This is a genomic window from Microvirga makkahensis (genome assembly GCF_009830105.1).
Taxonomy (GTDB): domain Bacteria; phylum Pseudomonadota; class Alphaproteobacteria; order Rhizobiales; family Beijerinckiaceae; genus Microvirga; species Microvirga makkahensis.
Genome location: NZ_WURB01000005.1, coordinates 256,385 through 280,140, shown reverse-complemented (window position 1 = coordinate 280,140; position 23,756 = coordinate 256,385). Strand labels below are relative to the sequence as shown.

Genomic DNA, 23,756 nt, shown 5'->3' with positions numbered 1-23,756 from the left:
CGAGGACCAGATCGCTGCGGCTCTTGGCGAGCGCATGAGCCTTGTGGCAACCGGCGGTGTGGCCGCAACCGCGGCTATCGATCAGAACCGGGGTGATCCAGGCGGACCTAGCCCTTACCGGCAGAGGCCCCAATCATCACGGCTCCGAAGGTGTCAGCACCGTCAGGTCCACAAGTGGCGTTACATTGAACTGGCTTTTCAGGCGCGACTGGATCGCGCTGGACAGGTCCTGCTCGATTCTTTGCTTCTCATCGGCGCGGCTCGCCTGGACATAGGCTTCGACCAGCAGCGTGTTCTGCCCCGGAATGTCGGCGCGCGTAAAATCCGCGCTCACGCGGACGGGCTTGGCCAAGCCGCTCGCGTTGATCGCCTCCTGCACCACTGCCGCCGCATGCTGCGCTTGGGTCGAGCGCTGGAGATTCGGCGAACTTGAGAACTGCCAGGTAAGGAGTGCCACGACTGCGGCCAGAGAGGCCGACCAGGCTGTAATCCCAAGCCAAGCCCGGCCCCGTACATACCGAACTCCCTTGGGCGAGAGGCCGAACAGGCGAAAGACAATCGTTCCTGACAGGTTGATGCCGACAAGCTGCAGCAGGAGAATGAAAGCGCCTGATTTGACGAGGTCCCACTCGCCGATGGCCGACGCCATCCCGATTGTCCCAGCCGGGGGCGCGAGCGAAGCTGCGACAAGCATTCCTGTCGCGGCGCCGCTGACAAGACTGCTGCGATCCGATTGGCTCAGGTTCAGCGCACCGGCTGCACCGGCCACCAGGGGCAACAGGACGGTCACAGACGAAATCATGCTGGTGGAAATCATCTGCTCGGAGGCGATCCTTTGGCTCATGGCCCAGCTCAGGCCCCAGGCGACCAGGATCGCCACTGCGAGAGCGACGAAGTAGCGGAGCACGGAGCGCCCAAGCAGGGCCACATCGCCTCGGGCCGTCGCGAGCGCCGAGTTCATGGCTGGCCCGGCGAAGGGCGCGATGAGCATCGCCGCGGTGAGCAGGTACACGGTGTTCGTAAACAATCCGATCCAGACCACGATGCCTGCAGCGACGGCATAGCCGAGAAAGCCTGTCCATGATCCGACGCTCTGAAGCCCTCCGAGATAGATCTCGATGGGACTGCGATGAGCGACGTCGACAACCTGCTCAGGAGCCTGCGATGCGGGTGGACGGAGCGTAATCACACCGCGCGGGATGAGGGTCAGGTGGAGGTCGGGAATACCATCAAGCTCATCAAGGAGAGCCTCGACCTGGGTGTTCGGCACATGGACCAGAACAACATCGCATGGCCCCTCCTCCGCCTCGGCTTCGAAGTAGGACAGATTCCTGCCCTTGTGCATTCGGGCGAGCGAAACAACTTGGCCTCCCTGCCCGCGCGGGACGCGCACGATCATTTGGCGCATCGAACCCCCTTCAGGAATGTAACCTTGGTTTCACGGCACCGGTCTTCCCAAGCACGGAGCTAACCCGGGCACGAGGCGTACTTGAAATGTCCACGACAGCACCACCAGCCTCCTTTCCTTGATAAGGGACCGGGTGACAACGCCGAAGCGATGCCAATCGTGCCTGCTTCGCATCACCTTCTGATTCGTAGTGTATGGTGTTCCGTACAAGCAACGGTTTCGCGCACCCCACTGCCCGCTCCCGCCTTGTTTCGGCTGGCATGCGCCGGCCGGGCCTTTGTTACATCTGGGAATTGGAGGTCAGTCGCAAGCACATCCGCTCATCGAACAGTAAGACCTTGGGCAACGATCCGATCCTTGACGATTGCCCGGCAGATTTACCGCTTCTCCTCGGCGGCTGCATCGATCAACGCGGCGTTGAAGGCCTTCAGCGCCTCGGCTTGCTCCAATACGCCGACAACACGGGCATGATCTCGCGCGTCGGTGACGGGAAGATGTTCACGGCCGCAGGCATCAAAGGCTCTGAGCGCCACCTCGATGGAGTCATTGGTAGTCAGAATGCATTCCCCGTCGCGGCGACACGCTCGCCAGGCTCCAGAGGTCTGATGAGGTTCTTGATCATGAGTCTGCGCCCGACACGCCGATGTACCCCTTCATCGGGATACAGCCCCCGGGACGCCAATTGTAGAAAGAAGCAGCTGCAGCCGAGGAGCGCCTCGGACAGAGTGTCGGCAACCGGGACGGTAAGCGGCAACGCGATGCTCATAGCGTGGCCTCCGGCGAGCTCAAACACCATCACTGTTGTTGAGATTGGGGCATCAAGAGCGGCTCCAGCTACGGCCCCCATCCCGAGGATGGTGTAGACGGCTCTGCTAGAAGCTGGCTCGGGCAGGAGCGAAGTGGCTGCAAGTCCGAAGGCTGCTCCGGCCATTGCACCAAGATACAACGCCGGAGAAAAACTCCGCCTGCCAGGCGACTGCCGAGCGTGAGGGCGGTCGCCGCGGTCTTGACAAGGACAAGACTGGCCAAAAGGCCAAGCGGGAGCTCCTGGGTCAGGGCAGCCTCTATGGTCTCGTAGCCGACCCCCAGCACCTCCGGAAAGAAGACAGCAAGCGCTCCAACGCACACACCACCGAGCGCTGTCTTGAGCCAGAGCGGAACGGCCAAGGTCCTGAATATCCAGTCAGTTCCCATCACGGCAAGTTGAAAGAAGACGGCGACGGCGGCCGCAACAGCCCCAAGCATCGCAAAGGCTGGGAACTCCCAGGTGGCGGCGATGCGGTGCTCCGGAATAGGGAAGGCCGGAAACTCGCCGAAGGCAACTCGCCCGATGATCGTCCCAGCCGCCGAAGCAATGACGACCGGCGCCAGCACCGCCGCCGAGAAGCGCCTGAATACGACCTCCAAAGCAAAGAGGGCGCCTGCAATTGGTGCATTGAACGACGCCGCGATGGCGGCTGCGGCTCCAGCACCGATAAGAGCCCTACCATCCCGATCGGGCAACTTGACCCGCCGCGCGAGTGCCGCGGCCAGGCACGCGCCAAGATGAATCACCGGGCCCTCGCGGCCCGCGCTCCCGCCTGATCCGAGCGTCAGTGCCGCCGCCATTGCTCCTAGTATGCCACCGCGCAAGCTGAGCCGGTCAGAACTGAAGGCTTGCGCCTCAATGACATCGGCTGGCCCCCCCGCCCGTCGGCCGGGCACGAGGAACAGGAGAAGCCCGACAGCCAGCCCGCCGATAGCTGGCGCTGCAAGGATGACGGCCATGCAACGCTATGCGTCGCACTAGCCACACGCTCGGACAGGTGCCGAGCCAAAGGATCTGAACGGCGTCGATGGCAAGCCGGAAGGCGACAGAGGCGCAGGCAGCGAACAGTCCGACCACCAGCGCCGTGACCCAGGCTCGCAGGTGGCCCTCATCCGGAAAGGTTGAGAGGTTGGGCCTGATGAGGTCGGAGAGAAGGCCGAACAACTGCCGGGCGAAATGCTTGAAGGGTGATCGACGGTTCATCGGAAGAGATTCTTCCCGCACCGGAACTCAGGCAAGACCCGGATCAAGACGATTGCGGGCCCGCTCAGGCGGGTTAACGGATACCAACGCAGAGATGCCTTAGGCCGGCAGGTGGCGGGCAGTTGCTGTGCCCCCATAGGCTGACATGAGAGACCCCAAACCGGCAAGGTCTCTCATGCCGGGAGCGATGTTCGGGCGCCTCCTCTCCGGATCGAGGAAGACGGAATGGGACCGCCCCCCGCTTGGTTACTGCCGGTACTGTTGGTCGTCTGAGCTTCGGTTGCCTGAGGGCTCGCTGGTGCTGGCGGTCTGCCGGTTGCTCTCGCCTGTCCCGGCATCGATCAAGAGATTGTAGGGCGTACCATTCCGTGACGCTTGCACCCGGCAGCTGGTGCCCTGCTGCTGTATGTTGCCGACAATGTTCCAGCCCTGCTCATTCAACATGGTCCGAACCTGGCTGGGGGTGCCATGGCTCGGTTCGATCACGAAGCCGTTGCGCCCATCGACCCGGAGGTCCCCCTGCTCGCCATGCCAGTCTGCCGTGCCGGTATAGGTATTTCCGTCCTGTGTCAGGTCAGAGATGTTGGAGAAGCCGTGCAATTGCGGATGCGATCGAATCCGATCCTGACCGACCAGCCTTGGAGTCATGATCTCGTCTGAAAGCTGGTTGCGACTGGAACCTGCCCCGGAATTCTGACTCGAGCCGACCTGCGGACGTGGGTTCGACAGCCCTTGAGGATTGAAACCCTGGTCCGACCCGGAGGTGCTTGAGGTCGTCAGGCCGTTCTGCTCGGGTGGATTGACGACCATGATGACCTGCTGTCCCGATCCGGTTCTGGCCTGCACCAGGAACGCGGCGTCGAGAATGCGGATGTTCCGGAATCCAGCCTGGCGCCGTTCCTGACGAAGCAGCGCCCTTTTGCTCGCCCGGCTTTGCCCCTGAGACTGGCTCACGGTATTTTGGCGTCCGCTCTCTGGGGAAAGGGAACCGGGCGGCCAGGTTTGATTGTGCTGGGTCTGATTGTCAGGCTGGTTCTCGGCCGGGGGAGACAGCGGCCCAGGATCCCAATTCCGGTTGACGCTTGGCTGGTTCATGCCCGGACCGGTGCGGTTCTGGCCGAAGCTCCGGCCTTGATTTCCCTGGCCGCCTTGGAAGTCGAAGCTGGATTGAGCAGGCACTTCAGTCGAACCGCCGGCCAAAAGAGCGCTGACGAGCACGGCAACCCATCGCATCCGCATAGTTCCCTCAATGATGAGGCTCCAGACCTCTTGATGCGTCGTAATGACAGACCGCGGCCCTGGGTCCGGGCTGGATCTCAGCCCTGTACGGTTCTGTACGAAAAACAGGGGTGCAGCAGGCGAATGCGTCGCAATTTCGGATAGGAGACCAAGAGCGACATCCGTTCTTGCGAGAGGCTGATGCGGACAGGAGTCCGAATTGCTCAGCGAGCGCGGCAGCAGATTTCAGGTATGCTTGCCTGTTGCTTTCGCCTCGTATGGATCAGATCGAGCCGATGGTTTGGATAGGCGCCTTGCCAGATCCGGATCGGATTCAGCCCGTGTCCTGATCGGTCGCGGAGCCGGTCAGTCGTATCGCAGACCAAGTGCGTCTCCCACTGATCAGGATGCCGCCGCTTGTTACAATCTTCGTTGCTTCCAGCACCGGGTTGCGTTGGGAGACTGGCGGCACCGGCACTCTCAACAGCCTGTCAGCCTGGAAGCCATTGCTGCCCAAGTCGGCATGAGCCCCGAAACTTCGTCCGGCGTTTCAAGGATGCTACCGGGCACACCCCTTGAGCTACATTCATGCGCTCCGGATCACCATGGCTAGACATCTTTTGGAGGATGGGCGCCAAACTATCCAGACTGGTGGTCAGGCGGTCGGCTATGAGGACCGGACCTTTTTCCGGGGATTATTCAAACGCCACACGGGCGTGTGTCCGACCGCATACCGGACCCGTTTTGGCAACCTGCCTATCGCCAGCCGGGCCGCAGACCGACATTCCCGAGAGGCCGGTTCTTGATCGTGCGTGGTGGGCCTCGTCGAACTCCAGCTCGCCTCACCCGATCTGCCGCAGCGCGGCCGGCAATCGTGCAGCTGCGGCGCCCCCCGGGCTCCGGTGCTGGCGGGCGTCCCATCCGGCGCCGGTCCTAAGATGATGCCGTCAACGCGTCCGGCCTGTCCGGTACCCGGACGCGCGGATCGCCGCATCGAGCTCCAGGCTTGCCCCACCCCACACCCGCTCTCAGGCCGTCTGGTGCAGCCGCGCGATGGATTGGAAGCGTTGCCGGTAACGGGCCGGCGTAATCCCGGTTCGCCGCTTGAACAGCCGTCGGAAGAAGGCGGGATCGTCATAACCGACCATATGCGCGACGGTGTCCGTCGGCTCAGCCGTGGTTTCCAGAAGCTGCTTGGCCTCCTCGATCCGCAGGGTCTGTACGTACTCGACCGGCGCATAGCCGGTGGCGGCCCAGAAGCGGCGCTTGAAGGTCCGCTCGGGCAGCCCTGCCTGAGCCACCATGCGCATGACCGGGTTGTCGGCCGCATAATGCTCGGCGATCCAAGTCTGGCATCGCGCGATCACGGCATCCTCGTGCCGCCTTCCCTGCCCGGCGACGGCGTAAGCGGCCTGGCCCTCGCTGCGGTCTCCGAACAGGAAGATCTTGGCCGTGCGAACCGCCTCGGCCTCGCCGCAATAGCGGGCGATCAGGTAGAGGGCGAGGTCCTCCCACGAGGAGGCGCCACCGCTGGTGACGATGCGGTGCTCTGGCCCGCTCGGCAGCAGAATGCGCTCAGGGCGCAAGCGGACACCCGGAAAGCAGGACCTGAAGAGGTCGCTCGCACTCCAGTGCGTGGTGGCCTCGTAGCCCTCGAGCAAGCCGGAATCCGCCAGGAGAACAGAGCCGGTGCAGACCGAGCAGATGGTCGCCCCCCTGTTGAACTGCTCGCAAAGCCAGCGGGAGGCTTCCGGCCATCGGCCCCGCGGGTCGCCGATGCCGGCGAGGGTCAGGTCTGTGACGATCACGATATCGGTCTGTACGGCCTTCTCCAACGAGGCTTGCGGCACGATGGGCAGGCCGACGGCGCACCGGAATGCCCGCCGTTCTGGGGAGACGATCCGGGGATCCATTTTTGGGCATGTCACCGGCTCACCGGTGAGTTCCGACCAGACGGAGCCGACGGAGGAGAACACTTCATAGAGCCCGTAGAGTGCCGCCGGCGTGCTTTCCGGCAGGGCCAGCAGGCTGATCGAGATGGGCCTGGGTTCCGCGCTCGTGCTCATGATGCGAGATTGGCCGGTTTGCCTTGCTCCTGTCCAGTTCGGCTCTGCCGTCTTCGCGGCGAATGCCCCATCCTCGCCGCGGTGATCGTGACAACCAGGAGGACCAACCATGTCTCAGCAATCTGCCGGAACGCATCGGCTTGACCAGCAAACGGCGGAGGCCTTCGCCGCCCGCGCGGCGGACATCGTGAACTCCGGCGCGATCGCCATCATGCTGTCCATCGGCCACCGGACCGGGCTGTTCGACACGATGGCGAAGATGTCGCCGAGCACCAGCATTCAGATTGCTCGCGCGGCCGAACTGTCGGAGCGCTATGTCCGGGAATGGCTCGCCGCGCTCGTCACCGGCGGCATCGTGACCTATGACCCTGCCCGCAAGACCTACACTCTGCCGGCCGAGCATGCCGCCTCCCTGACGCGCGAGGGCAGCCTCGGCAATCTCGCGCTGTACGGCCAGCATGTCGCTCTGCTGGGAGTTGTCCAGGAGCGCGTGATCTCTTGCTTCGAGACCGGCGCGGGCACGACCTACGACAACTATCCCTGTTTCCACCAGATAATGGCCGAGGACAGCGGGCTAACCGTCGTGGCGCAGCTCTTCGATACCGTGCTGCCGCTGGTCCCGGGGCTGGCGGAGCGCCTCGCGGTCGGGATCGACATGCTCGACGCCGGGTGCGGCCAGGGCCGAGCAATCATCGCCATGGCCGAGCGTTTCCCGAACAGTCGCTTTGCCGGCTACGACCTATGCGGCGATGCCATCGAGGATGCCAGCCGCGCCGCGGCGGCGGCCGGGCTGACGAATGTCAGGTTTGCGAGGCGGGATCTGACGGATTGGAGCGAGGAGGCCTGCTACGACTGCATCACGACGTTCGATGCGGTTCACGATCAGAAGGATCCGCAGGATTTCCTGCGCCGCCTGCATCGCGCCCTGCGACAGGACGGCGTCTATCTGATGCAGGACATCGGCGGATCGGCACGGCTGGAAAACAACATCGATTTTCCGATGGCGTCGTTTCTCTATGCGATCTCCTGCGCCCATTGCACCCCGGTCTCGCTCGGCCAGGGCGGCGCCGGGCTCGGAACCATGTGGGGCTGGGAGACTGCCGAGTCGATGCTGCGCCAGGCAGGCTTCTCCGACATCGGCCGTCACACACTGCCCAATGATCCGATGAACGTCTGGTTCGTGGCACGCACATCGCGACCGGACGAGGCCGCAGACGGATCATCGGCAGAAGAGGCCTAGCCCATCGTGCGGACCCGGAGGGTTACGTTGGGGAAAGGTGGACCCGGTTTTCCGGATGAGCGATGCGCTCACAGTGGAAGAGAGCATCGGATGGTCCAGAAGCGCAGGTCCGCTTTTCACGCCCCATGCTCCAAGTCCCCGTGATGGCCTCGGCGGCACGCAGGTGTAGGCGCACATCGTTCCATGTGATGTCTCATGTGGTCCGGCGCGCCGCCGCGTCCCTGATCATGGGGCGAACTCCGTGGGAGTTCTCACCGAACACCTGCACCCTGGGTGCAGGCTTGGAGATCAGCATGGGCATCGGCCCCGGCCTCAATCTCCTCTACTCCGATCAAAGCAGGAGTTGAGCGCGTGATCGGCGTCGATCCCATCGAAGGCTTCGTGAAGCTGGGCGAGAGCCGGGCGGCGGCACGAGGGCCGGGAGTGAGTGGATAATGCTCATTGCATGCTTTCATCAAGGCTTGTGTTCCGCCGACCGGTCGTGGGCGTCCACCTGGCGCTCGACCGTCGCGCTGAGCCGCTGATAGAGGCCAAGGCCGACAATCAGGAGGGTCGCGGCCACGAGCAGAAATGTCGGATAGAGTAGCTGGGACACATTCCCGGCACTGACGCGGAACACCGTTACCAGCGCTTCCAGAAAGATCGCGATCGCAATCGTCGATATGAACTTGGTAAGGCTTCTGCGAGCCTCCGAGGCAATCCGGCGCTCACGACCGTTCAGCACCTCTTCCTCGACAAGGAATTTCGCGACATCGAACACAGCAACCGCGATGACCACATACCCGACGGTCCCCAGAAGCGGCTCTTCGAGAGATGCTCCTGGCGTAATGAGGGCCTCCACAAGACGCCAGCAGCCAAACAGAATGAGCCCGAGGGCAAGGAGCATCAGCACAAGTCCGGCAATGGCGAACATCAGACGGGACAAAACATGCATCAGATTTGCACTCCGGATGACGGCACGGCGGCGTGCCCCATCAACCTGCGCAAGCGGAGATCTCGACTCGCACCATCGACCTATTCTGGAGGTCGCCCTCAAGACATTCCGTGGTCGCCGCAACGCTGGCTCCGCTCCCCTGGAGCTCGACGGCCGAAGGCGGACCTTGATTCCGATTTTGCATAGCGGCATCGGTGCAGGCGAACACCACTGGCCCAACCGGCAGGATCGGGAGAAGGTTCCTGATCGGCTCTTATTGCCATCCTGGCAAGTGGAACGTCCATCTCACGGCAAGCGCTAGAGGCATCTTCTCCCCCATGGAGTGTCGGTGCAGCCCGCACCTTTGGCTGCCCCGAAACGGGCTGAGAGATAAACGAGCAGGACCTTGCGCTGCTCATCGCAGGGCTTTCGCATGGTTTCATTCTCCACCATCCAGGTAATGATGTCGTTCCAGCGTTCGCGGCTCATGCCCTGCCGCATCACGAGCGCCCTGGACTGGCAGCCTGAGCACCACGCGACTGTCTCGTCAGGCCCAGGTCCCGCAGGCAGGGCGCGCTCATCCTGCGCCTGAACGGCAGGGGTCCATCCCATGTTGACGGCAAGCGCCAGGACTATCACGACCGACCTTCTCCCTGCTCGCTTCGCAATGGCTCCTCTCCGCCGCATCAGGTGGGAACCGTCAGCGCGATGCGATGCATCGAATTGTTTCGATCCCTGCGCGGATTCCACATTATTTCGAAAGGCTGCATCGTGCCCTGGTCGTCCGCCGCCCTCGCCCAGACCTCGTAATAGCCCTTTGCTGGGAAGCTCAGGCGAGCCCGCCACCGCTGCCGCGAGTAGGGGTTGGGGCCGGATCAGGATCGGCCGGCGTCCAGGTCGCACCATCGTCGGTACTCACGTCGACATGAGAGACTGGCCGGTCACCGGCCCTGGCATGGCCGCGCACCTCCACTGTCCGGTTGTCGCGCGGCAGGGTCGAGGCCGTCGCCGGATAGGTGATGATCGACTTCACCGGCATGGCCTGGCTGATGCGGAAATCCTCCAGAGTACATCGCGCCGGGCTGCACCGGGTAGGCCGGTACCCGGTAGGACATGCCCGTCAGCCGGCCCCCCCATTGCACACATGTGACATCCGCTTGCCGGAAGCGGGCCGACCGGAGGAAAGCTGTGACTGAAAGCGGGTTCCGGACGTAGGCGCATCGTGCCGCGGACCGGTCTCCCGACTGTCGGATACCCTGGCCGATCACCCGGTACGGGCGCAAATCCAGCCGGGCGATCTCCTGAAGGGATTGCCTGCCCATCCGCCTGCGGCAAGGGGCATCGAACCGACGCCATTCAGCGTTGGAGGCCAATATCCATTCTCCCTCAAGGCTCGCAAACGGCCTGCTTACCTTGGCGGCTCCTTAGCTTTTCTCGTATTGGTCATGCCGGTTCGACGGGCCACCTCAAGGGCGACCTCTGACCAAAACCGGCAGCCCGCTTCGCTCCCTCGGCTGAGACAGTACTCCGCCTGCTCCCGGGCCCGGGCGTAGGCAGCCCTCCCCTCGTATGCGATCAGGGACACGGCTTCGTACTCGATCTCTGTAAGATCGTCAGCCGGAGGCCGCCGGCGAAACCAGTATCGAATGCGATGGAGGAGTTTCCGCAAAAGGCAATCCTCGCCTCAGTTTATGGATTGAGCGTGCGCGACTTTCAATGTCCCACATCCGGGCAAGCAACTACCCTGCCCTGACGATGGGCTCGCGAATTGATAGGCTTGAGAACGCTGCGTAGGTTCAGAGCCCCGGGCAGCTGTTTTTCTCTCGGTCTCCCAAGGTACAGTGGGTCGCTAGCTCCGCCCTATCCTTGATATGGTTGCCTCCCATTCCCTGAAAAGAGCTCCGCTGCGACATATTTCGCCCCAGCTCACCAGAAGAATTGAAGATCACCCGGCGAAGGATTTCGCCGCTCAATCCGTTGACGCGGTCTTCATAAGGGGAAAATGTGGGCCGTCCGCGCGGGCCGGGTGGTACCGGCTCTGATCGTAAACACGGGAGAATACCGGAAAGGCCTTGGGCCTATGGTAGCGGAGGAGGGATTGAACCCCCGACCAAGGATTATGATTTGACATCACCCGAAGCTAAGCTCCTGTAATTGTTGATATCTCTCTTAGTTGCACTAGCTCTACACTAGATTTCCGAACACCGGCAGAAGAGCTGCTGTTTTGTTCAGCAAAGAGATCCACTTACCGTCCGATATGCGCCAAGAGGCAACGTCTGGGCGTTCTCTAAGGGCCCGTCGGGGAAGTTACCGCAGACGCGAAAGCTTGTGCCCAACCCCGGCTGCGAGCCCCTGTATCTTGCAGCTCTCATCTATTCTTAAATGAGCTCCGAAATGCCACTGCTCGCCCCTCAGGAAACTGCGCATTTCTCACGAACGGCTGCTTATGCGCTGCGATCAGAGAGCAGACAGAGGTATGAGTTTCACTCGTTTTCCTGTTCCGCTTCAGCTAAGCTTCTCGGCATCAGCGACTACCCTCCAGAAGGAGTCTGATCCTGAGCCCTTGCTTCATCTGTAAGCTTTAGCATTACATACTCAACCCGGAATCCGCATCGGGGCCTGGCCCACAGGAAGACCAGCTTGTGCAGTCTCCAACAGGTTTTCCTCAACAGCTTTCAGGTGACTGCGCATCGCTTGCTCAGCTGCGGCGCCATCGCGCCGCCCAATCGCAGCAACGATCTTTTCATGGTGGGATGAGTAAAGGATTTGACGCTCCTCACTACGAGCCGCCTCACGGAGCACTCCCCAGGAGGTCTCCTGCCGCACCGCATTGACAGCATCGAAAAGAGCCAAGAATAGCTTATTGCCAGCCACTTCCGCTATCTTTCGATGAAAGGTGCCGTCCCACAGTTCGTAACTATCTGCATCAGTAGCCGAGGCTGTACGTTTGGCGAAGGTTTCCAGGCGCAGGAGATCTTCGCTTGTAGCCCGCAGAGCAGCCAAATTAGCAAGCGCAGGCTCAATCCGCAGCCGGACTTCCATGACCTCCGCTGGATTGGTCCGACTGCTCAAATCCTCAAGCTTGGCTCGCTCGGTCGGCGGGCGTTCGCAGAACGTGCCTTGTCCCTGCCGACGCCACACACGCCCCTCCGCCTCGAGAACTTCTAGCGCTTGACGCAAGACGCCTCTACCGACCCCGAGATGGGCAGCGAGCTCCCGCTCTGGAGGTAAGCGACCAGCAGAACCAAATTCGCGCCTATCGATCATCGTGCGCAAGGTCTGGAGGGCAGCTGTGGACTTCAACACGATCACCTCTAGTGACTACTTAACAAAGACGTCGAAGAACATCCTGATAGAGGTTAGACCTAAAAACAGAGCAAAGCAGTAACGGAGCGCACGCTGTGGGATCGCATGAGCAATACGCACGCCAACAGGCGCGAGAAGCGTCGTCATCGGGATGATTGCAGCCACTGCGATCAAGTTTACGAACCCTACAGTAAGCGGCGGCTTCCCCGAAACATTCAGGCCCCACAGGAAATAGCCGAGCGCCCCAGGGACAGCAATAATCATACCAATTGCCGCAGAGGTACCAACAGCAATGCGGACGGGAAAACCGAAGGCACTCAAGATGGGTACGCTCAGCGTGCCGCCTCCTATGCCCATCAGCGCCGAGAACCCGCCAACAAAGATGCCGAGCCCCATTTTGGTGCCGCGACCGGGGAAGCCATCAGCAACTTTTGCCCCCTCTCTGCGGAAGAGCATGTTAGCCGCAACAAGGAGAGCTACCGTGGCGAAAATCGCGACGAGTACCTCACTGTCGAATCCACCGGCAAGCACTGTCCCCAAAAGGACGCCGATAAAGATAGCTGGCCCCCAGGATCGTAGGAGCGCTCCGTCGACGGAGCCCCGCTTAGCGTGCGATCGTGCAGAGATGAATGCTGTTGGTACGATGATGGCTAGCGATGTGCCCACAGCAATGTGCATGCTGATGTCAGAGGCGACATCCATCAGTCCGAGTAGGTGATAGAGAAGCGGGACGATTACGATACCGCCTCCAACGCCCAGCAGTCCGGCGAGTATGCCGCCCACTGCACCGGCGCCGACCATTGCCGCAATCCAAATGGCGGCGGATCCCAAACTCATTCCTACGACCACAACATCCTCACAATCAAGTATAAAACCATTATGTGGATTGGTACCATAATGGCACTGGGATTAACAACTCTGTTTACCCCTCCACACCTGTAATGGTACACCTCTCAGCAACATGGCTGATTTTGGTGCAGAATCAACCGCCATAACCATTTGACAATTGGTTCGGTGCAGGTAAGGCTGTTTTCCGAAAAAGAATACCAATCGCCATCACGGCGCAGGCAAAATCTTGATGAGCGCTTGCGATTGCCGGCGCGGAGGAGGAAGACAATTATGCAACGCAGACATTTTTTCATTGGAACTTGTGCTGCCCTGATGATTGCCAGCTCGGGATTGTTCCCTGTTCAGGCACAAGGAAAGTACCCAGAGAAGCCCGTTGAATTTATTGTGCCTTGGGCGCCTGGCGGCGGCAGCGACGCAATAATGCGTATTGTAGCCAAGCAACTGGAGGACGAACTCGGGCAGCCCTTCCCCGTCATCAATGTTCCTGGCGCCAGCGGAACTCTTGGTCTCCAGCAGGTCGCGAAGGCCAAGCCGGATGGTTATACAATTTCGCAAATTCACGATGGCTTGTTAACATCGTTCCACACCGACCTAACAAAACTAAATTGGGATTCGTTTACCCCGGTTGGCCTGATAACTTCATCTCCGCAGTTCATCGTGATCAGTGCCAATTCACCATGGAAAACCCTTGAAGAGTTTGTTGCTCACGCGAAAAAGAATCCAGGCAAGATCAAGTTTGGGGTCACGCTCGCAGGCGTGCCTCATCTGCACGCTGCCATGGTTGGGGATGCGACCGGTACTGAGTTCGGCTATGTTGGCTATGAAGGCACCGGTGAGCGTATCCGCGGCTTGCTAGGCGGTACAGTCGAGGCCGCCATCGGTGATGTTGCCTCGGCCGGACAGTTCGTGAAGAACGGTGATCTGCGTTTCCTGGCAGTGGGAAGCGAGGAGCGTCTGCCAGAGTACCCGGATGTCCCCACCCTCAAAGAACTTGGGTACGATATCGACCTGTCCATCAATCGCGGCCTAGTTGTTCCTAAGGGAACTCCGCAGGAGCGCATTGATGTGCTCGAAGAGGCGCTCTCGAAGGTGGCCAAGGATCAGGATGCCATCCAGCAGATCAAGAATGCTGGCGGCGACGTTGTCTTCCGGAGCCAGGAGGATTACGTGAAATCACTCCAGAGACTGGACGAGACTGTCAAGCGTCTCTCTTCCAAGCTTGCATCATGAGTATTGCTACGAAAAAGCCTGACGCTCTCCCACCGGCGAGAGCGTCAGCAGGCCAACGGACAGGTGATCGGTCACGTCTGATCGCCTATCTCGTCTTACTAATAAGCTCGCTTGGTCTTCTGGTAGTCGCTCTTCGTCTACCTTCGTCTCGCTGGGAGCCCCTCGGCGCCGGAACCTTTCCGGCACTTGTTCTCACTTTGATGATTATCATCAGCGGCTTCGGTATTGCTCAGGAGGCTCGTCTTCGACCTCGGTCAGGACCAGGGTTCAGTGCATTCCTTCGTTCACACCGACTCGTAATCTTCACCTTCGTCGCATTCGCAATCTACACCCTAGTGCTTCCGCTATTGGGTTTCGGTATCAGCACATTCGCCTTCCTCCTTGTCGTCCAGTTTGGTCTGGCGCCAAGTACATGGACGGCTCGCATCGTTGCGCTGGTGGTCGCGCTTGTATTCTCGTTCGGTACCGCATGGTTCTTTGCAGACTTGTTTGGCATCTTCTTGCCGCGCGCGAGTCTGTTCTGATCTTGTGACTGAGTCGTTTTAAAGAGTTACGGGATGCTTGATCTTTTTCTATCCGGCGCGGCGCAAGTTCTGACGCCATGGGTGCTGTTGAGCATGGCGGCTGGAACAGTGGCTGGCGTCATCGCCGCGGCCATCCCCGGCTTCACCATCACCATGGCGATCATTCTGACGTTGCCATTGACTTATGGTATGACACCAATCCAAGGCATCGCTACGCTGCTCGCTGTCTGGGTCGGAGGCGGCAATGGTGGGCTTTTCTCCGCGGCTCTCCTGGGCATTCCTGGGACTCCATCGTCAGTCGCTACCACCTTCGATGCCTACCCTATGAGCCGCCGGGGTGAACCGGGTAGAGCACTCTCGCTAGGCACTTGGGCCTCTTTCTTCGGCACGTTGATCAGCACAGTTGTTTTGATTGTCGCCGCGCCACCACTAGCAATGATTGCGGTCAAGCTCGGCCCATGGGAGTATTTCTCTCTGATCGTCTTCTCAATGACGATTGTCGCGAGTCTTGTTGGCTCCTCAATGTTGCGCGGTCTGGCGGCCGGCGTGCTGGGGCTCTTCATTGCGACCCTGGGCCCCGATCCTATGATGGCACGCCCCCGTTTTACCTTTGATACAGACCTCTTGGCTGCCGGTGTTCCCTTTCTCGTCGTTCTGATCGGACTATACGCCATCAGCCAACTTCTAGGCGAAGTAGAGGATGGCGGGGGATCCGGGCAAGGCGAGGCGCTCATTCCAGATCGGATCGACTTCCATCCCTATCGCGTGATGAAGGAGACGCTGTCCCGCCCACTCACGCTACTGCGCTCCTCCATGATTGGAGTCTTCATTGGAGCCGTGCCCGGCGCAGGCGGCAGCATCGCCAATCTTCTCGCGTATGATCAGGAGAAGAGGGCCTCCAAGCATCCCGAACTATTTGGTACCGGCATTCCCGATGGCGTGGTTGCATCGGAAGCTGGCAACTCGTCAACGGCTGGCGGAGGTCTCATTCCCGTGATTGCGATGGGCATCCCAGGGGGAGCTGTGGAGGCTGTTCTGATGGCCTCGCTCATGGTGCATGGCATCAGTGTCGGACCACGACTCATTATCGATCATGCTGATATTGTCTACGGCATGTTTGTCGCGCTCACTATTGCTTCCTTTATGATGCTGGTCTTCTGCCTGTCGACCATGCGCGTCATGCTGTACGTCACCAACGTGCCGAAATATATCATCGTCTCTACGGTGCTTGTATTTACGGTGATTGGAGCCTACACGCTCAGCAACCGCATGGCAGACGTCTATCTGCTGCTGATTGCTGGGGCACTTGGTTACGGCATGCGCAAGCTGGACTTTCCGCTTGCGCCTCTCGTACTCGGGGTCATCCTGGGGCCGATTGCCGAAACCAATCTGCGTCGCGCTCTCATGGCTGACGCCGACTGGCTTACATTCTTAACCCGCCCCATCTCTCTGACTCTTCTGGTGATGGCTGTGATCTCCGTTGTTTGGAGCGTGCGTCACCACCGCCGCACGCGCAAGGTTTCAGTCGGCGCCGCCGTTCCGGATCAATACTCATGAACGAATTCTCCTACGCCTTTCCGTATCCTTCTCGGCGCTCACCTGTCATGGCTCGCAACCTAGTCGCTACGTCGCAGCCGCTAGCGGCGCAGGCTGGCGTCCGGATGCTCCTGAAAGGCGGCAACGCAGTTGACGCGGCGCTTGCTACTGCAATAGCGCTCACCGTGGTGGAGCCGACGGGCAACGGACTTGGAAGCGATGCCTTCGCAATCCTGTGGGATGGCAAGCAGTTGCACGGTCTGAATGCATCAGGGCGTTCCCCCTCCTGCTGGACGCGAGATCGCTTCGCCGGGTTTGACCGGATGCCAGCGCGTGGTTGGGAGAGTGTCACTGTTCCAGGGGCTGTATCTGCCTGGGTCGAGTTGTCGGAGCGCTTCGGGCGGTTACCCTTTGAGGATCTTTTCGAACCGGCCCTCGATTACGCCCGCAACGGGTTCTACGTCTCGCCCGTCATTGCCACTCTTTGGGCGAAGGGTGCGGACCTCCTGTGCGACCAGCCAGGTTTCCGTGAGGGCTTCATGCCCGGAGGGCGTGCCCCGAGGGCGGGTGAACTGTTTGTTAATCGGCCTATTGGTGACAGCCTTGAGGCTATTGCACGGACGCGCGGAGAGGCATTCTATCGCGGGGAGCTGGCCGAGAAGATCGTAGCGTTTGCGCAGGAGCATGGCGCAGGACTTGCCATGAGCGATCTTGCTGAGCACCGGCTCGACTGGTGCGGCACGATATCGACCCAGTTCAAAGACGTGGCGCTGCATGAAATCCCGCCTAATGGCCAAGGGATTGCGGCATTGATGGCGCTCGGTATGCTCGAGCACACTGAAATCGACACTTTGGATCCTGACAGTCCGGACAGCCTACACCTCCAGATTGAGGCGATGAAGCTCGCTTTCGCCGACGTTGAGCGCTACGTTGGCGACCCAGCGCACATGAGCATGTCGCCTGAATCCCTTCTTGATCCCGCTTATCTAGCAGGCCGATCAAAGCTAATAGACCGTACCCGAGCCAGTGCGCCGACAGCTGGGGCTCCCAAGGACGGCGGCACGGTTTATATCACTGCGGCGGACGCAGATGGCATGATGGTTTCGTTCATCCAGTCAAACTATAGCGGCTTCGGCTCCGGTGTAGTTGTGCCGGGCACCGGTATCAGCCTGCAGAACCGCGGTTCTGGGTTCGTCCTAGAACCGGGCCATGCCAACATTGTCGGCCCATCGAAGCGTCCGTTCCACACGATTATCCCCGGGTTCCTGATGCGCGATGGCGAGCCGTTGATGAGCTTTGGCGTGATGGGCGGGCCTATGCAGGCGCAAGGTCACCTGCAGATGGTGCTGCGCACCCAAGCGTGGCGGCAGAATCCACAGGCCGCATCTGACGCGCCACGCTGGCGCGTTATCAAGGGTCGGGAGGTAGCCGTAGAGAGCGCGATGAACGATTCCGCTGTGCGGATGCTTGAAGATCGAGGGCACATCATCACGCGCGAGGAACCAGAGGCGGCATTCGGTTTCGGCGGAGCTCAGTTGATCCACAGGATCAACGGCGGCGGATATATTGCCGGCTCCGATCACCGCAAGGATGGTGCTGCGATTGGCTTCTAGGGTGAACGTCAAGCAGGTTTAAATGCCTGCCCTCGACGAACCTTTTTACATGAGAGCTTGGCGATGCTCATGGAGGGGAGAAGTGGCACCGGCTGGCGTGATTGTTCGAAAGCTCGCATCGGTAGTGAAATCGCGCCGAGTGTCGTAACAGCCCGGAATCCGGAAGTCGGTATTATGACTTGATGCCGCACAAACATAAACCGCTGTGAAAAATTCACATTTCATAGACCGCACTAGCTCCGCGCTAGACAGGAGCTCACGCGGGAACGTCCGCTCTTTTGGCCACTGCAGAGACTCAAATATCGTCCGGAAAGTGCCAATAGGCGACCTTCCTGACTCGCGTCGGAAATCCTGGCTGCGTGTTTGCCTTGTCAGAAGCGCTCCTATCCTGCGAGGGATGGCGTGCCAGTCCCGCTACACGCGCCAAGGCACAGGTTGAAGCATCTGCCGCAGGCTCTCCAGGAAGTGGGCCGTTCGCGCTACCCGTCCGCCACGAGCACCTAACAGCGCCACGACATCGGCATCCGGAAGCTGCCAGGCCGGCAACAGCGGCACCAGACGGCCCTGTCGCAGATCCTCAGCGACATCCCATTCTGAGCGGACGATCACGCCAAGCCCCGCCAGCCCCCATTGCTTGATGACCTCACCATCGTTGCTGCTCAGCGCCGGCTGAACCCGCACGGTGACTGCCTCCTTCTGTGCATGGCTGAAGCGCCACAGGGTGACGTCGCTCTGGTCTTCCCGGATCACACCACAGGCATGCTGGCGGAGATCCTCCGGCCGCTCCGGCATACCGTGTCGTTCCAAATAGGACGGTGCTGCGCAGAGGATGCGGCGGTTGGGCGCCAGCCGGTGCAGCGTCAGCGCCGAGTCCGTCAGCGGCCCCACATGGATCAGCACGTCCCAGGCATCGCCCCGTAGGCCGACCGGATCCTCGAACAGCGTCAGGGTCAACTTCACCTCGGGATGGCGCGTCCGCAATGCCGCCATGGCAGATGCCACGTACCGTCGCCCGAAGCCGAACGGAGCTGCCACCCGCAGATGCCCCGTCACGACCTCGCGCCGCTCCACCAAAGCCTCGGCAAGCTCCTCCAGGTTGGCCAGGACCTCGGCACCACGCTGAGCCAGCAACTGCCCTTCGGCGGTCAAGTGCAGCCGGCGGCTGGTGCGTTCCAGCAGCCGCACGCCTAAACGCTGCTCCAACTGCCGCAGCCGCTGCGTCACGGCCGAGGGGGTGACGTCCAGCGCTCGCGCCGCCGCGGCCAGGGACGAAACGCCACTGACGACGCCGAATAACTCAAGATCCTGGGAGGTGATCATGAAGATCGAGCTTAATGCAGGTTGCAGCTCCGTTAAATAGCGCCTGAACCCCGATCCCGTTATCTTGCATTCCACCATCGCACAGGGATCCGTCGGACCATGACCACCACTGATGCTCTCAGCTCTTTGTCGACCCCCAGCCTGATCCTCGACGAAGGCCGCATGCTGCGGAACGTTGACCGCTTACGCCAGCACCTCGACCCGCTGGGTGTCACCATCCGCCCACACCTGAAGACGGTAAAATCGGTCGAGGCGGCACGGCATGTGCTGACTGGCGGGAATGGCCCGGCTACGGTCTCAACCCTCAAGGAGGCCGAAGTCTTCGCGGCCGCAGGGGTGAAGGACATCCTGTATGCGGTTGGCATCGCACCGCAGAAGCTGCCCCGTGTGCTGGCCTTGCGTGCCACGGGCTGCGACCTGACCGTCGTGCTGGATTCGCCGGAGCAGGCGACAGCCGTGGCCAATGCCTCGCGCGAGGCCGGCGATGCCATCCCGGTGCTGATCGAGATCGATTCCGACGGACACCGCTCCGGCTTGCGTCCCGATGACCCTGCCGTGGTCTCCATCGGCCGCATCCTTGCCGACGGCGGCGCCGCCCTGCGCGGGGTCGGTACCCATGCTGGAGAAAGCTATGGCGCAGTCGGTGCCGAGGCGCTGGCGGCTTTCGCCGAGCGCGAGCGGCTCGCGGCGGTCACCGCCGCCGAGGCGTTGCGGGCTGCCGGGCTGCCGTGTCCGGTGGTGAGCGTCGGTTCCACCCCGACGGCGCATTTTGCGCGGGACCTGTCCGGCGTGACGGAAGTCCGTGCAGGCGTCTACGCCTTCTTCGATCTGGTCATGGCCGGCATAGGCGTCTGCACGCCTGACGACATTGCTCTGTCGGTCCTGACCACGGTGATCGGTCACCAGAAGGAACGCGGCTGGATCATGGTGGATGCCGGCTGGATGGCGCTGTCGCGCGACCGCGGCACGGCGAACCAGGCGGTAGACCAGGGTTATGGCCTGGTCTGTGACATCGAAGGCCGCGTGCTCGATGGTCTGGTCGTCGCCTCCGCGAACCAGGAACACGGCGTCATCGCTCTCAGGTCCGGCAGCAGTGCCAGCCTTCCCGACCTCGCGGTCGGAACCCAGCTCCGCATCCTACCCAACCATGCCTGCGCTACGGCCGCGCAATTCGATGGCTACGAGGTTATCCCGGCCGATCCTGCCCAGCCGATGGCCTACTGGCCCCGGTTCCGGGGTTGGTGAGGCAACAGGAAGGATCATTCTGATGCTCTTCGTATCCGAAGCCGAGTCCGCGGCGCTCGCGTCTCACGAGATGGCGAGGGAGGCCGTGCGGCAGGCGCTCATTGATGCCTGCGACGCTCAAGCCAAAAGCTTTCCGGTCGTGCATGGCCATGGCTCAAACCCGGCGAACCGCTTCACGGTCAAGGCCGCGGCGGCCCGGGAGGTGGCCGGGCTGAAGGTGGGCTCGTACTGGCCAGGGAACCTCGACATTGGCCTGCCACGGCACAACTCGCTGATCCTCCTCTTCGATCAGGAGAAGGGCCGCATCGGCGCCGCGATCGAGGCCGGAACGCTCAACGCCTACCGCACGGCCGCAGCCGATGCCGTGGCGGCGGAAGCGCTGGCGCGCCGGGATGCCGAGACGCTGGCGATCTTCGGGGCCGGCCATCAGGCTCGCTACGAATGCGCCGCGGTGGCCAAGGTCCGCCCGATCCGCCGCGTGCTGGTTGTTGCACGCAACCCGGCCCAGGCGACGGTCATGATCGCCGAGCTCGCGGCACAGGGCATCGCGGCGGAACCTGCCTCGGCCGAGGCCGCCTGCTCGGCTGCCGACATCATTGTGACCGCGACCTCGGCAACCGCACCGTTGTTCAAGGCAGAGTGGGTGAGGCCAGGGACGCATGTCGCCAGCATGGGCTCGGATGCGACGGGCAAGCAGGAGCTGCCGCCTGAGCTTCTCGCCGGCGCGACCTTGTTCTGCGATCTGCCGAGTCAATCGCGCGTGATCGGCGAGTTCCAGCACGCACCGGACGGGGCCGATCTCATCGCCATCGGCGAAGTCCTGGTGGGGCGGCACCCCGGCCGCCGATCGGACCAGGAGATCACGGTCTTCGACAGCTCGGGGCTGTCGATCCAGGATCTCTACATCGCCCGTCACCTGTTGGCGAAGCGAGGGGCATCGCACGCGCAATAGCGACGAGGACGGGACGACACCCGCCCGATGGAGATCGCCGGGACCTTCAGGATCAGGCCTTGCTGCTTCGCTCCCGCTTGATCCTCTCGGCCATGCCCGGAGACATGGGTCCGAGGTCTTCGAGATGGCGATCTTCCTTCGCGGCCTCGTGCGTCATGTTGACGAGCGGATCGAACGAAGGTTCGGGTGTTGGTTCATCCGCGGCCTTGCGCGTCTCCTTGGCCGCAATGTTCGCCTGTTCGGCTTTGTCCTGGGACATGTCATGTCTCCTCTTTGCCCGACCAACGCAGCCTTTCAGGCGTCGTTCCGACAGGATGGGGCTTCGGCCGTGATCAACCCGACGAGAATGGGTTTGGGGTCGAGCCCTCGCAGACTTCCGCATGATTGCTGGCGCATACCCGCAGAAAAGCCATGCCTCGAAGGTCAGCTCGGGGTCAAAGCACGAGATTCCCACGATGCAAGGAACGTCAGCTCTCGTGCCTGTGCCCGACCTTCAAATGAGCGACCATGTGATTGTCTCCCGCAGGAAGAAGCCCAGCTACCAAGCGTCAAGAAGCCCCTTAGAAGCTCTTGTACAGCCCAATCACTCGCCTGTGTCCTATAGCGTTAATGGTGGTCCAAAACCCTCAGTGCGCGTCGTAGACAAGAGCCGAGAGAACGTTCCCTCGTGCAATTGTTCGAGAAGTCGCATCTGTTGTGATATCAAGTCGTGGATTATAGTAGCCTAGGGTCTGGCTATTCGCGTCGAGGGCCCTTTGTCGTCCGTCCGACATCGTCTCAATGTAGCCGAGGATGCGAGAGGTGCGGTCCCGAATTGCTTTGCGGTTCACACACAACGTCCTTTTCTCTTAACTTCTGGTCTTAAGCGGCAGCCGAGACCCTGAGCTGGAAAATTATCGCCACTCAGGGCCACATACCTGCCGGAAAACGCGGGCAGTTCCACTCCACTGCTCGGCCCCATCGATCGAGCTGAACTCGGTTACCGCGGCATCAATTCGCCTTTGGCTTTCCACTGCGGTTCAGAAGACGAACCTCGCTCAGCAGCAGCATTGGACAAGGCAGCGTCTAACTCTCCAGCACGCACTGCCTCGATTAGGCTGTCAATAAGCGCAGGAAGGTTAGCTAAAGGACCGACTTCAATCGCAGACTTGCCCTTGGCTATTTCAACGGCGCGGCCACCGTAATGCATCACACAGTGCGTCGTACGATTTCCGTCCTCAAACCATCCTTTACGAATGCGCCGAGGCACCTCCACGCGCACCCGGACGCCCTCCCCATTCGTACGCATTACAAAATGCTTCGGCGGCTCAAAGACCGTTCCTGCAATCGTGGATTCCGCGAGTTTCCGCTGAAGAGCCAGATTCTCGATGAGCCTCTCTCGACCACGCTCAACTGGCGTCTTGGCTTGCGCGGTGGGCTTTGCATCAGACAGCTTTAGCGCCTTCAGAACGGACATAATCTCTTCCCTGATACAGACCTATGTGGTCACTGCATCCACGATAGAGCCAGCAGCCATATATTCAACCTAAGATTGTCAGCCGCCCGCCACCATGCTCATAACGTATATAAGCAATGTCCTTGCCAGGGCCTTCAGTCCAATAGGTGCGCCGCCATTCGGCATAGCGCTCCAGGTCCGAGTCTGTGATGCCGTCGATGGGGCGCTGACCAAAATAGCCGATGAAGTAGCGCCGGATGATTGCTGGCTCTGATTTGCCTTGGTCTGCGCGGCGCTCTCCCCTCTCCACCTCACGCTGGATGTGCGCGATAAAGTCTTCCGCCACCTGCTCGAAGGTTCGAGCCTTGGCGCTGAGACCCTGGCGTGCCCTGTAGTTCGCTTCGAACCAAATCTCTTCAGCTCTACGCTCAGCTTCGAATCGGTCGCTGGTTTCCAGTGAACGCTTGATCTGCCCCTGGCCCTTGATGCTGAAGCGCATCTGCCACTTGGCGCTGCCGGTGCGTTGGAACAGTTGATAGCGTTCTTTGGACGGAGAGGAGCCCATGCCCGCGCCCTATTTGGTTACTTTACTTCAAAGCAGTGCGCTAGGTGCCCAGCGCAGCACCAACCAGGGGCCTTGATTTTATTGGGCTTTTTCGCAGGTGAGCTAGCACTGAGCTAACTTTACAGCCGTGGCTAAGGTTCCAGAAGAAAAGAAGAGAGCTCTTCGATTTCAAGAGCTTATGGTAGCGGAGGAGGGATTTGAACCCCCGACACAAGGATTATGATTCCTCTGCTCTGACCAACTGAGCTACTCCGCCCCAGGTCGCGGGGTGTCCCCCGCGTCAGGCATGGGCGATATAGGGAAGATTGTACCCGGGTGTCAAGAA

General features: G+C 61.0%; 22 protein-coding genes, 1 tRNA gene and 1 pseudogene. 8 read left to right on the top strand and 16 right to left on the bottom strand.

The window, feature by feature from the left end; genetic code table 11:
* Positions 1 to 136 precede the first annotated feature (136 nt).
* From GR328_RS09775 to GR328_RS09760, 4 genes and pseudogenes are all read right to left on the bottom strand, one after another.
* On the bottom strand, positions 137 to 1,408 hold the full coding sequence (locus GR328_RS09775) for a DUF389 domain-containing protein (RefSeq protein ID WP_160884321.1): 1,272 nt from the start codon (positions 1,406 to 1,408) through the stop codon (positions 137 to 139).
* Positions 1,409 to 1,785: 377 nt separating this feature from the next.
* Entirely contained in the window at positions 1,786 to 1,941 is a 156-nt protein-coding gene (locus GR328_RS09770; protein WP_160884320.1) for a CBS domain-containing protein, read from the bottom strand.
* Between the two features lie 20 nt (positions 1,942 to 1,961).
* Positions 1,962 to 3,175: pseudogene (locus tag GR328_RS09765) on the bottom strand (chloride channel protein).
* 490 nt (positions 3,176 to 3,665) lie between these two features.
* Positions 3,666 to 4,619, bottom strand: a complete 954-nt coding sequence (locus GR328_RS09760) for a hypothetical protein (RefSeq protein WP_160884318.1) — start codon at positions 4,617 to 4,619, stop codon at positions 3,666 to 3,668.
* Positions 4,620 to 5,212: 593 nt separating this feature from the next.
* Here GR328_RS09760 and GR328_RS28530 point away from each other — a divergent pair.
* Positions 5,213 to 5,443 (top strand): helix-turn-helix domain-containing protein, encoded by a 231-nt coding sequence (locus tag GR328_RS28530; protein ID WP_160884317.1) that lies wholly within the window; start codon positions 5,213 to 5,215, stop codon positions 5,441 to 5,443.
* A 222-nt stretch (positions 5,444 to 5,665) separates the two neighbouring features.
* Here the strand turns inward: GR328_RS28530 and GR328_RS09750 are convergent, their stop codons facing one another.
* Positions 5,666 to 6,703 carry a GlxA family transcriptional regulator gene (locus GR328_RS09750; protein ID WP_160884316.1) on the bottom strand — a complete coding sequence of 346 codons (1,038 nt, stop codon included), beginning with the start codon at positions 6,701 to 6,703 and terminating at the stop codon, positions 5,666 to 5,668.
* A gap of 109 nt (positions 6,704 to 6,812) precedes the next feature.
* On the opposite strand from GR328_RS09750, the gene GR328_RS09745 reads away from it, so the two are divergent.
* The gene (locus GR328_RS09745; protein WP_160884315.1) at positions 6,813 to 7,943 is read left to right on the top strand and encodes a class I SAM-dependent methyltransferase; all 1,131 of its coding nucleotides are present in this window, start codon (positions 6,813 to 6,815) and stop codon (positions 7,941 to 7,943) included.
* 454 nt (positions 7,944 to 8,397) lie between these two features.
* Here the strand turns inward: GR328_RS09745 and GR328_RS09740 are convergent, their stop codons facing one another.
* The 6 genes from GR328_RS09740 to GR328_RS09715 all read right to left on the bottom strand — a co-directional run bounded on the left by GR328_RS09740 (position 8,398) and on the right by GR328_RS09715 (position 12,999).
* A complete protein-coding gene (locus GR328_RS09740; RefSeq protein ID WP_160884314.1) occupies positions 8,398 to 8,877 on the bottom strand; it encodes a GNAT family acetyltransferase in 480 nt (159 codons plus the stop codon).
* A 297-nt stretch (positions 8,878 to 9,174) separates the two neighbouring features.
* Positions 9,175 to 9,495, bottom strand: a complete 321-nt coding sequence (locus GR328_RS09735; protein ID WP_160884313.1) for a hypothetical protein — start codon at positions 9,493 to 9,495, stop codon at positions 9,175 to 9,177.
* A 47-nt stretch (positions 9,496 to 9,542) separates the two neighbouring features.
* Entirely contained in the window at positions 9,543 to 9,689 is a 147-nt protein-coding gene (locus tag GR328_RS28525) for a hypothetical protein (RefSeq protein ID WP_160884409.1), read from the bottom strand.
* A complete protein-coding gene (locus tag GR328_RS09725; RefSeq protein ID WP_160884312.1) occupies positions 9,686 to 9,895 on the bottom strand; it encodes a hypothetical protein in 210 nt (69 codons plus the stop codon). The genes GR328_RS28525 and GR328_RS09725 overlap by 4 nt, the downstream gene beginning before the upstream one ends.
* Before the next feature lie 1,556 nt (positions 9,896 to 11,451).
* A complete protein-coding gene (locus tag GR328_RS09720) occupies positions 11,452 to 12,162 on the bottom strand; it encodes an FCD domain-containing protein (protein WP_205789869.1) in 711 nt (236 codons plus the stop codon).
* A 15-nt stretch (positions 12,163 to 12,177) separates the two neighbouring features.
* Complete coding sequence (locus GR328_RS09715; RefSeq protein ID WP_160884311.1) at positions 12,178 to 12,999, bottom strand: sulfite exporter TauE/SafE family protein; 822 nt, start codon at positions 12,997 to 12,999, stop codon at positions 12,178 to 12,180.
* Positions 13,000 to 13,281: 282 nt separating this feature from the next.
* Here GR328_RS09715 and GR328_RS09710 point away from each other — a divergent pair, with 282 nt between their 5' ends.
* Genes GR328_RS09710 through GR328_RS09695 form a run of 4 tightly spaced genes read left to right on the top strand, consistent with a single transcriptional unit; the run spans position 13,282 to position 17,914 of the window.
* Positions 13,282 to 14,241, top strand: a complete 960-nt coding sequence (locus tag GR328_RS09710) for a Bug family tripartite tricarboxylate transporter substrate binding protein (RefSeq protein ID WP_160884310.1) — start codon at positions 13,282 to 13,284, stop codon at positions 14,239 to 14,241.
* Positions 14,238 to 14,765: a tripartite tricarboxylate transporter TctB family protein gene (locus GR328_RS28520; protein WP_160884309.1), complete on the top strand. Its 528-nt coding sequence runs from the start codon at positions 14,238 to 14,240 to the stop codon at positions 14,763 to 14,765. The genes GR328_RS09710 and GR328_RS28520 overlap by 4 nt, the downstream gene beginning before the upstream one ends.
* Positions 14,766 to 14,798: 33 nt before the next feature.
* Positions 14,799 to 16,322, top strand: a complete 1,524-nt coding sequence (locus tag GR328_RS09700) for a tripartite tricarboxylate transporter permease (RefSeq protein ID WP_160884308.1) — start codon at positions 14,799 to 14,801, stop codon at positions 16,320 to 16,322.
* Positions 16,319 to 17,914 carry a gamma-glutamyltransferase family protein gene (locus GR328_RS09695; RefSeq protein WP_160884307.1) on the top strand — a complete coding sequence of 532 codons (1,596 nt, stop codon included), beginning with the start codon at positions 16,319 to 16,321 and terminating at the stop codon, positions 17,912 to 17,914. Before GR328_RS09700 ends, GR328_RS09695 begins: the two co-directional genes overlap by 4 nt.
* Before the next feature lie 414 nt (positions 17,915 to 18,328).
* Here GR328_RS09695 and GR328_RS09690 read toward each other — a convergent pair whose 3' ends face one another.
* Positions 18,329 to 19,234: a LysR family transcriptional regulator gene (locus GR328_RS09690; protein WP_160884306.1), complete on the bottom strand. Its 906-nt coding sequence runs from the start codon at positions 19,232 to 19,234 to the stop codon at positions 18,329 to 18,331.
* Between the two features lie 99 nt (positions 19,235 to 19,333).
* On the opposite strand from GR328_RS09690, the gene GR328_RS09685 reads away from it, so the two are divergent.
* Positions 19,334 to 20,479, top strand: a complete 1,146-nt coding sequence (locus GR328_RS09685; RefSeq protein ID WP_160884305.1) for a DSD1 family PLP-dependent enzyme — start codon at positions 19,334 to 19,336, stop codon at positions 20,477 to 20,479.
* 22 nt (positions 20,480 to 20,501) lie between these two features.
* Complete coding sequence (locus tag GR328_RS09680) at positions 20,502 to 21,431, top strand: ornithine cyclodeaminase family protein (RefSeq protein WP_160884304.1); 930 nt, start codon at positions 20,502 to 20,504, stop codon at positions 21,429 to 21,431.
* 52 nt (positions 21,432 to 21,483) lie between these two features.
* Here GR328_RS09680 and GR328_RS09675 read toward each other — a convergent pair whose 3' ends face one another.
* The 4 genes from GR328_RS09675 to GR328_RS09660 form a co-directional block, all read right to left on the bottom strand.
* Complete coding sequence (locus GR328_RS09675; protein ID WP_160884303.1) at positions 21,484 to 21,690, bottom strand: hypothetical protein; 207 nt, start codon at positions 21,688 to 21,690, stop codon at positions 21,484 to 21,486.
* Between the two features lie 720 nt (positions 21,691 to 22,410).
* Entirely contained in the window at positions 22,411 to 22,887 is a 477-nt protein-coding gene (locus GR328_RS09670) for a hypothetical protein (protein WP_160884302.1), read from the bottom strand.
* Positions 22,888 to 22,951: 64 nt separating this feature from the next.
* Complete coding sequence (locus GR328_RS09665; protein ID WP_246215775.1) at positions 22,952 to 23,431, bottom strand: hypothetical protein; 480 nt, start codon at positions 23,429 to 23,431, stop codon at positions 22,952 to 22,954.
* 179 nt (positions 23,432 to 23,610) lie between these two features.
* Positions 23,611 to 23,687 (bottom strand) — tRNA-Met (locus tag GR328_RS09660).
* Positions 23,688 to 23,756: the final 69 nt, after the last annotated feature.